Consider the following 8,601-nt stretch of genomic DNA (forward strand, 5'->3'; position numbering starts at 1 on the left):
ACTCAAATATCAGTCTAGCACCGAACAAAATCCCCCCCCTAGTTCACCTCTATTCCCCTGTCCTAATTGTGGTTCTCACCCTACGATCAAGAATGGTTCTATTCATAATGGAAAACCCAAACGTCAAGGTAAAGAATGTGGTCAACCGTTGGTGATCAATCCCACTAATAAAACCGTCTCTGACGAAACCAAACAATTAATTGATCAACTCTTGCTCGAACGAATTTCCTTGCGAGGAATTGCGAGAGTAACAGGGGTAAGTTGGTCATGGTTACAAAATTATGTCAACAATAAACTGGCGGCTGTTCCCCGTCAAATAAAGGTTTCGGACAAACAAAAAGGTAAATTGTTTAGAGAATGTGATGAGATGTGGTCTTGGGTTTTTTCTAAGACGATAAAGGTTTATATTTGGCGGTTAATTGATAGAAAGACAAGGGAAATTATTGGTTGCTATTTAGGGTATGCTGAAAAAGTTTTTCCTGGGGACAGGGTGTGGGGTGTGGGGTGTGGGGTGTGGGGTGATGGGAGTTGGGAGTGCCGGAGTTGGGAGAATAAAGCTGCCTTTTGCATGAGTGCCTTTTGCCTTCAGAAGCTGATCACTGAAAAGACTCCCCCAACACCCATCTCACCCCGGGGAAAACCGCTATAGAATAGAGAAAAAAGAGAATTGCGAGGAAAAAACTCTGTCTTTTAACCCGATTGTCATTCCCCCTTCCCCGGAAAATCCCGCTCGCTATCTAGTGATCATGCTGCACGGTTGGGGTGCAGATGCCATGGATCTGGCCCCCCTTGCATCGATGCTGGATCTAGCTGATTGTCAATTTTTGTTTCCTAATGCTCCCTTCGATCATCCCCAAGTGCCGGGGGGACGCGCCTGGTATGCTTTAGAAACCTCCGATTATCAAGGTTTAGTCCCTAGTCGTCAACAGTTGCACGATTGGATTATTTCCCTAGAAGCAACTACCGGTATTCCCCTAGAGCGGACTTTTTTGACCGGTTTTTCCCAAGGGGGAGCGATGACGCTGGATGTGGGTTTATCTTTACCCTTGGCGGGATTGGGTTCCTTGAGTGGTTATCTGCACGGTGAACCCCATCCCCAAGGCCCACAAAATGTCTTAATTGTTCATGGTAAGCAGGATCCCGTCGTTCCTATCGCTGCTGCTCGTCAAGCCAGAGATTTACTGCTTGGTTTGGGGGTTAACGTCGAATATCACGAGTTAAATATGGGTCACGAAATCCCGATTCCGGCACTGACTATTTTACGCCAATTCCTCCGCAATCGTCTAGAAACTGCATGAATAATGCTCGTCAGCTGGCTTTGCTGATTTTACGGGATATCGATCGCTCCTCCGCCTATCCCGATCGCGCTCTTGATCGCCATTTGTCCGCTAGTTCCTTAAATTGTCTTGACAAAGCCTTGACAACGGAGATTGTTTATGGTATAATGCGCCGACAAAGAACTTTGGATGCGCTGCTCGATCGCTTGGGGAAAAAAACTGCGGCCCAGCAACCCCCGGATTTACGGCGAATTCTCCATATTGGTCTTTATCAACTGCGTTATCTATCCCAGATTCCCCCATCGGCGGCGGTGAATACGGCGGTAGAATTAACTAAAATCAGTCATTTAGGCAAATTAGCGGCGGTGGTTAACGGAATGCTGCGGCAATATCTCCGTTTAACTGCTAATGGCGACGATCCTTTACTTTTACCGGAAAATACCGCTTCTAGATTGGGTATTCTCCACAGTTTCCCCGATTGGTTGGTGCAATTGTGGTTAGATCGCTTTAGTGTTACGGAAACGGAACAACTGTGTCAATGGTTTAATCGCTCTCCTGACCTCGATATTCGGATTAATCCCCTGAAAACTAGCCTAGAAGCCCTAGAAAATGAGTTAGAATCAGCCAATATAACTTTTAATTATCTTAAGTTACCTCTAGCTTGCCGTTTAACCTCTGGTTTAGGCAATATTGAGCGTTTAGAGGGATTTCGAGCCGGAAATTACACCCTACAGGATATTAGCGCCCAATTAGTCACTTATCTACTCGATCCCCAGCCCGGAGAGACAATTATCGACGCTTGTGCGGCACCGGGGGGAAAAACCACTCATATTGCCGAATTAATGGGCGATCGGGGTAGAATATTAGCCTGTGATCAAACGGCATCCCGTTTACGACAGTTAGAAGCCAATATTAAAAGATTAGACTTAAAAGCGATCGAAATACATCTAGGGGATAGTCGCGATCGTCCCCAGTGGCACGGCATCGCCGATCGTGTACTAATCGATGCTCCCTGTTCAGGATTGGGAACCCTGCACAAGCGTCCTGATATACGTTGGCGACAAACACCGGAAAATTTACCTGTACTAGCCAAACGACAGGGGGAACTTTTAGCCTCGGCTGCCACTTGGGTAAAACCGAAGGGAATCTTAGTTTATGCCACCTGTACTCTCGATCCGTTAGAAAATGAAAGAGTGATCGAGCAGTTTTTAGCCGCTCATCCCGATTGGAAAATGGCCACTCCTGACTCTAATTCATGCTTCTCAGAATACTATACAGAAACGGGAGCGATCGAAGTGTTACCCCATCGGCATAATCAAGACGGTTTTTTTATGGCTAAGTTAGTCAAGGAAGTGTGGGATGAAAAATAAACAATTACTGAAAATTCTCATCGGTGTTGCTTGGATTGATGGTGTCATTCAACCATCAGAAAGAAATTATTTACGACAGGTAGCTGTGAGGGAAAAACTTGATGATGATCCGGAGATAAAACCACTATTATCGGAACTAAAACCAGTTAAAACCAGTGAATGTTATCGATGGTTAGAGTCCTATTTAGGCGATAATCCTAGTCCAGAAATCTATCAAGATCTACTAACATCGATTAGCACTTTAATCTATAGCGATGACGACGTGGATATACAGGAAGCGAAATTATTAACCAAAGTGCAGAGTTTCGATCCGACTCATGATAGCCATCGATCGATGTTAGATAAATTAGTCACGGGAATTCAGAAATTGTACCACAGGGCAATTACTGGAAGTAATTAGGGTTGGCTGAATAAATCTAAAAACCTTGTTGGGTAAGACTTTTAGACTTTTTGTCAATCAAAAAGTACCATATCTGGGAGTGATGGGGGGGAAAATTCTGGGACTTTTTCCCTGAAAATTAGGTAGTTGACCCCCTCAAAATCGGTAAAACCCTACACCCCACACCCCACACCCCACACCCTACCCCCACGAAAAACTTTTTGCCGCAAACCCTAATTAGTGATGAGCAGGTCAAAAATTTCCCCGATAAAAACTGATAGCTGATCCCTAGATTTTAGGTAATAACTGTGGGTTGTTCCCGTCCGGTAGATTGACGAATTTGACCGATTTCTTCGGCTAAATCAATTAAGGGTTGTAGGGCCTTTTGGGTGTCGATATCGTGTTTACTCGCGTCCGGTTCATAACTTTCTAGATAAACCCGGAGAGTTGCTCCTTTAGTTCCCGTACCCGATAGACGATAAATAATCCGAGAACCATCGGTAAAACCAATGCGAATACCTTGATTTTTACTCACACTACCATCCACGGGATCCGTATAGCTAAAATCATCGGCATATTCCACTTCATAGTTACCAAATTGTTTACCCTTAAGGTCTAAAACCAACTTCTGGAGACGTGCCATCATCTCTTTTGCCGGTTCTAATGCGACTTCTTCATAATCATGACGAGAATAGAAATTACGACCGAATTCTTGCCAATGACTGCGAACAATTTCCTCTACCGATTCCCCTTTAACTGCCAAAATATTTAACCAGAAAAGAACCGCCCATAAACCATCTTTTTCGCGAATATGATTGGAACCCGTGCCGAAACTTTCCTCCCCGCAAAGGGTTGCTTTCCCCGCATCTAACAAATTACCGAAGAATTTCCAACCGGTGGGAGTTTCATAACAGTCAATTCCCAGTTTAGCCGCTACTCGATCGGCCGCCGCACTGGTGGGCATCGATCGCGCTACTCCCGTGATACCATTTTGATAGCCCGGTACTAGATGAGCGTTGGCTGTTAGTACCGCCAAACTATCACTGGGGGTAACAAAAAAATTCTGACCGAGGATCATATTGCGATCGCCATCTCCATCGGAAGCAGCCCCAAAATCCGGGGCCTCTTGACCAAAGAGAATTTCTACCAGATCATGGGCATAGACTAGGTTAGGATCGGGATGACCACCACCAAAATCCTCTAGGGGAATACCATTTAATACTGTACCTTTGGGCGCGCCTAAACGCTGTTCAAATAGAGCATAAGCGTAGGGACCGGTTACCGCATGGAGAGAATCCATGCACATTTTAAACTTACCAGAAGTGAGTAGGGTCTGAATGCGATCGAAATCAAAAATCTTTTCCATCATTTTGACATAGGGAGTGACCGCATCGATCACTTCCACATCCATAGTTCCCAGTTTAAAGGAACTGGGGCGATCGAGATTAATATCGGCCCCTGAGAGGATTTTATAACTGCTAATCACCTTAGTCTCGGCATAAATTGCATCGGTGATATTTTCCGGGGCCGGTCCGCCGTTAGTAATGTTGTACTTAATGCCAAAATCCCCCTCTGGACCGCCGGGGTTATGACTAGCGGAGAGAACAATACCGCCAAAAGCGTTATTTTCACGAATTAACCCAGAAATAGCGGGAGTGGAGACAATACCATCGGTTCCCACGAGTATTCTACCGATACCGTTAGCGGCGGCGATTTTCAGGATAGTTTGAATAGCTTGACGGTTATAATAACGACCATCTCCACCGACAACTAGGGTTTGACCCTCGATACCGTCTAAAGTATTGAAGATAGCTTGAATAAAATTTTCCAGATAATGGGGTTGTTGAAAAACGGGAACGGATTTTCGCAATCCAGAAGTCCCCGGTTTCTGGTCACTAAAGGGTTTTGTGGCAACGGTTTCAATCGTCATAGTCTTTTCTTGATAGGCCGACGCAATTCTCAACTTAAGTATATAGCAGTAGGTTGACAGCCAAGAAATCAGCTAGGAAAGACAACAGCTGGGGAGTCCCCTGTCATACTAAATCTTGTTTAAAAAGTCTAGGAGAGTGGGGAGACCACTTCGTGCGCGTTGCGGGGGGAGATAGGGGAGTGGGGAGATAGGGAAGTGGGGGGAAGGGAGCAGGGAGAAAAAAGCTGACTCCTGTCTCGGAGTCTCCTGTCTCCTGTCTCCTGTCTCCTGTCTCCTGACTCCTGACCCCACCAACAAACTTTTTGCCGCAAACCCTAGCCATAAATTGCTTAATCGGCCCCTTCAATCGGTGCAAATCCCTGACGTTGAATATTCTCGCTGATGTGACGAGGTTCGAGGAATTGCAGCAGATAATCGGGACCCCCAGCCTTGGAACCTACCCCCGACATCTTGAAACCCCCGAAGGGTTGACGGGAGACAATCGCGCCGGTGATTCCCCGGTTAATATAGAGGTTTCCCACTTCAAATTCCTGCATAGCTCGGTTAATATGGGCAGGAGTGCGAGAATATAAGCCGCCGGTTAAAGCATAGTCGGTTCCGTTAGCTACAGCTAAAGCTTCCTCGAAATTGCTCACTTTGATAATCGCCACCACTGGACCAAAAATTTCCTCCATCGCTATTACCGCATCAGGGGGAACATTCTTAAAGACGGTGGGACTGACGAAATAACCCACTTCTGGAATTGGCATTTCTAGGGCTAATTCAGCCTCTTTTTTACCAGTTTCGATGTATTCCCGAATTCTTGCTTGAGCTTTCTCGTCGATAACCGGTCCTACTTCCGTACTCGGTAAATCCGTCGGCCCGATATTGAGGGACTTGGTAGCCTCGACAAAGCGATCAACAAAGCTATCATAGACGCTTTCCAGAACAATTATCCGCGAACAGGCCGAACATTTCTGGCCGGTGTAGCCAAAAGCGGACTTAACCGCACCGACAACGGCCTGATCTAAATCGGCACTCTCATCGACAATTAGGGCATTTTTGCCGCCCATTTCGGCGATAACTCGTTTTAGGTGTTTTTGACCCTTTTGCACGATGGAGGCATCTGTATAGATGCGACAGCCCACTTCTCGTGAACCGGTGAAGGCGATTAGGTGAACATCGGGATGGCTAACTAAATGCGCCCCCACTTGCGAACCTTTACCCGGGATATATTGGAAGACTCCGGCAGGAATACCCGCTTCTAGGAGAATCTCGGCAAATTTCGCCGTAATCACCGAAGAAGTCTCGGCAGGTTTCAATAGCGTGCAGTTACCGGCTACTAAAGCCGCTACTGTCATCCCCACCGCAATGGCTAGGGGGAAATTCCAGGGAGAAATCACTAAAGCAATACCCCGGGGTTGGTAGGAATAACGATTATTCTCACCTGCTACGTCGAAATTATGCCCTAAATCCAGTCTTTCCATCTCGGAGGCGTAATAACGGCAAAAATCGATCGCTTCTGACACTTCCGGATCCGCCTGTTGGATAACTTTGCCCACTTCCAAACAAATCCAGGCCGATAACTCGTGTCGTCGCGCTTCCATCAAATCTGCCGCTTTTCGCAGTATTTCGGCTCTTTTAGCCACTGGAGTGCGTTTCCAAGCGGGAAAAGCCTGTTTCGCCGCTATGATCGCTTTTTCTGCCTGTTCCACCTCAATTAAGCCCACTTTACCCACTATTTCCTGCGGGTTACAGGGATTAACGGAATTAATTTGAACATTGGTGGTGACGTATTCGCCGTTAATTAGGGGTAAATAGGTTTTACCGAGGGAATTTTTGACAAAAGTAAGGGCTTGACTCGCTTTATTTCGTAATTGCTCGTTAGCATAATCTGTATCGGGGGCATTAGGAAAACCGGCGATAATCGGGTTATCCTTGCCTAAAACCCGGGGGGCTGCGATTAAATCTTCCACGGGACGATCCTCCAAATTTTGCCTTAGGAAAGAACTATTAGCGGTATTTTCTAATAAACGGCGGATTAGGTAGGCCATACCGGGTAAGAGTTGTCCGTAGGGGGAATAAACCCGCACCCGATGACCCCGCTTCACTAACGCTTTGGCTAATTGGTCGCCCATGCCGTACAATACCTGCATTTCAAAGCGACGACGGGGAATTTCTAAACTTTCTGCGATCGCACAAGCCAAGGCTTGCGATCGCACGTTATGACTACCGATGGCGGCGTATAAATATTGATGATTTTCCAATAATAACCGCGTCATCCGTTCATAATTGGCATCTGTGGCCGATTTTTCGTTATATACCGGCTGTGGCCAATGATTTTGCCGAGATTTAATCGTTTCCTGATCCCAGTAAGCGCCTTTGACTAGCCGGACAGTCAGGGGATAACCGCGCTTTTTGGCCCAATTAATTAAATCTTGTAAATCTTGGGCAGAATCTCTTAAATATGCCTGTAGGGTGATGCCAATATCGGTACGACTGCGAAATTCTTCTTCTAGGAGTAATTCTTTCAGGATAGCCAGGGTGAGGTTTTTATAAACGTACTGTTCCATATCAAAATGGACTGCCACCCCTAACTCCTGAGCGCGTCGCAACAGTAGGCGAATGCGATCGCAAACTTTCTCCTTACTACCAATCGGATCCATGGGATCAAACTGAGAATAAAAGGCAGTTAGCTTGACAGAAACCTGCACTTGTGGTAGTAAGTCGCCGTCCGCTTCATCAATTTGGCTAACTTTATTCCATTTGGTTGCTTCTTGAGCCAAATGGGTCATTAAATCCAGATAACTTTGTAGATAAACTTGGGTTTCCGCTTCAGTAATTACCGCTTCACCGAGGAGATCTATGGTAAAAGCCATTTTTTCCTTCCGCAGACGGGTGACAGTGCGAGTAATTTGCCCTAGGTCTTCCCCGGCGATATACTTACGAGCTAAGGTTTCTACGGATTTACTGATCAGACTGGCGGCCGTTTGAGCGGGTAAGGAGTTAGGATCACTAAAGTTGAGGATACTTTTCAGCGCACTGGGCAGTTCTACGGAAGCATCACCGAGGTATTGTTGGAGATGATTAGCGATCTCGGCATTACTGCGTAAAGCGGGTAAACAGTCAATAAAACGGAATAATTGTACTCGTAAATTGGGGTTAGACATTGCCCAATCGAGTAATTTATCATCCCAACGCATTTGATCCTGTAAAGCAGACCAAAGACCTTTTTTTTCCCGAGTTTCGGCTAAAAGTTGTCTAGCGATCTCTTGGGTTTTAGTTTCGTAGTTTTGAGTTGAGTCGATTTGGATAACCACGGTGATTCAAGTAAAAAAATTATCAACGGGATTCAGCTTTCAGCAAGCTACCGTCAGCCTTCAGCCTAAAATTCAGTTTTTGAGCTTTTTCAGCTGATTGCCGCTTTTAATGGGTCTTTTCTCTGGTTTATATTCTTACCGAAGGACTAATCAAAGCTAATAGCTGATCGCTTTTGCTGAACACTCTATTGTACTCGATCAAGCGGGGAAGTGGGGGTGTGGGGTGTGGGGTGTGGGGAAGTGGGAAGTGGGGAAGTGGGGAAGTGGGGAAGTGGGGTGTAGGGTGTGGGGTGTGGGGTGTAGGGTGTGGGGTGTAGGGTGTGGGGTGTAGGGTGTGGGGTGTGGG

General features: G+C 46.2%; 7 protein-coding genes and 1 pseudogene. 4 read left to right on the forward strand and 4 right to left on the reverse strand.

Annotated elements, in window-relative coordinates; all coding sequences use genetic code 11:
• The 4 genes and pseudogenes from PX482_RS13415 to PX482_RS13430 form a co-directional block, all read left to right on the forward strand.
• Positions 1-472: pseudogene (locus tag PX482_RS13415) on the forward strand (IS1-like element transposase); the annotation flags it as partial.
• 274 nt (positions 473-746) lie between these two features.
• Positions 747-1,298 (forward strand): alpha/beta hydrolase, encoded by a 552-nt coding sequence (locus tag PX482_RS13420; protein ID WP_002760078.1) that lies wholly within the window; start codon positions 747-749, stop codon positions 1,296-1,298.
• Positions 1,295-2,647: a 16S rRNA (cytosine(967)-C(5))-methyltransferase gene (locus PX482_RS13425; RefSeq protein WP_002760081.1), complete on the forward strand. Its 1,353-nt coding sequence runs from the start codon at positions 1,295-1,297 to the stop codon at positions 2,645-2,647. Before PX482_RS13420 ends, PX482_RS13425 begins: the two co-directional genes overlap by 4 nt.
• The gene (locus PX482_RS13430; protein ID WP_002760083.1) at positions 2,637-3,047 is read left to right on the forward strand and encodes a tellurite resistance TerB family protein; all 411 of its coding nucleotides are present in this window, start codon (positions 2,637-2,639) and stop codon (positions 3,045-3,047) included. The genes PX482_RS13425 and PX482_RS13430 overlap by 11 nt, the downstream gene beginning before the upstream one ends.
• A gap of 274 nt (positions 3,048-3,321) precedes the next feature.
• Here the strand turns inward: PX482_RS13430 and PX482_RS13435 are convergent, their stop codons facing one another.
• The 4 genes from PX482_RS13435 to PX482_RS13450 all read right to left on the reverse strand — a co-directional run.
• Complete coding sequence (locus PX482_RS13435) at positions 3,322-4,956, reverse strand: alpha-D-glucose phosphate-specific phosphoglucomutase (protein ID WP_002760085.1); 1,635 nt, start codon at positions 4,954-4,956, stop codon at positions 3,322-3,324.
• Between the two features lie 103 nt (positions 4,957-5,059).
• A complete protein-coding gene (locus PX482_RS13440; protein ID WP_080603629.1) occupies positions 5,060-5,278 on the reverse strand; it encodes a hypothetical protein in 219 nt (72 codons plus the stop codon).
• 7 nt (positions 5,279-5,285) lie between these two features.
• Entirely contained in the window at positions 5,286-8,255 is a 2,970-nt protein-coding gene (gene pruA / locus PX482_RS13445; RefSeq protein WP_288122542.1) for an L-glutamate gamma-semialdehyde dehydrogenase, read from the reverse strand.
• A gap of 127 nt (positions 8,256-8,382) precedes the next feature.
• A partial coding sequence (locus PX482_RS13450; protein WP_288122543.1) for a hypothetical protein occupies positions 8,383-8,601 on the reverse strand: 219 nt, incomplete at its 5' end.

The sequence above is a fragment of the Microcystis sp. M53602_WE12 genome, assembly GCF_030065455.1.
GTDB lineage: Bacteria > Cyanobacteriota > Cyanobacteriia > Cyanobacteriales > Microcystaceae > Microcystis > Microcystis aeruginosa.